The 604-nt window shown below is 63.9% G+C and carries 1 protein-coding gene and 1 pseudogene; both read right to left on the reverse strand.

The genetic code is table 11. The annotated features are described in order from the left end of the window. A pseudogene (locus tag JQK15_RS27185) lies at positions 1-101 on the reverse strand (3'(2'),5'-bisphosphate nucleotidase CysQ); the annotation flags it as partial. A gap of 23 nt (positions 102-124) precedes the next feature. Beyond that, the coding region (gene cysC, locus JQK15_RS26565; RefSeq protein ID WP_214869672.1) for an adenylyl-sulfate kinase at positions 125-604 on the reverse strand (480 nt) is incomplete at its 5' end.

Genomic DNA, 604 nt, shown 5'->3' on the forward strand with positions numbered 1-604 from the left:
TTGCCGAGCGCCTTGGCGCTGAACAGGCCCGAGGCGCGGACCTCCAGCAACAGGCGGCCGGCGGTGTCGGCGAGATGGGCGGCGAGGTCCGCGTCCGTCATGGTCTCTGGGGTCATGACGTTGCTCATTTGAGCGGCATGATCTTGCGGATGATATGCTCGGCGGCCTCTTCCGGCGTCATCTCGACGGTGTTGACGCGTATCTCGGGGCTGGTGGGCGCCTCATAGGGACTGTCGATGCCGGTGAAGTTCTTGAGGGCACCCGAACGGGCCTTCTTGTAGAGGCCCTTGACGTCGCGCGCCTCGGCAACCTCCAGCGGGGTATCGACGAAGATCTCGATGAACTCGCCGTCGGCAAGCATCTCGCGCACCATCTCGCGCTCGGCGCGGAAGGGCGAGATGAAGGCGGTCAGCACGATCAGGCCCGCATCCGCCATCAGCTTGGCGACCTCGCCCACGCGGCGGATATTCTCCACCCGGTCGGCATCGGTAAAGCCCAGATCCTTGTTAAGGCCATGGCGGATATTGTCGCCATCCAAGAGGAAGGTGTGGCGGTTCATCAGCGCGAGCCGCTTTTCCACCTCATTGGCGATGGTCGACTTGCC

The organism is Sphingobium sp. BHU LFT2, assembly GCF_018604485.1.
GTDB lineage: Bacteria > Pseudomonadota > Alphaproteobacteria > Sphingomonadales > Sphingomonadaceae > Sphingobium > Sphingobium yanoikuyae_A.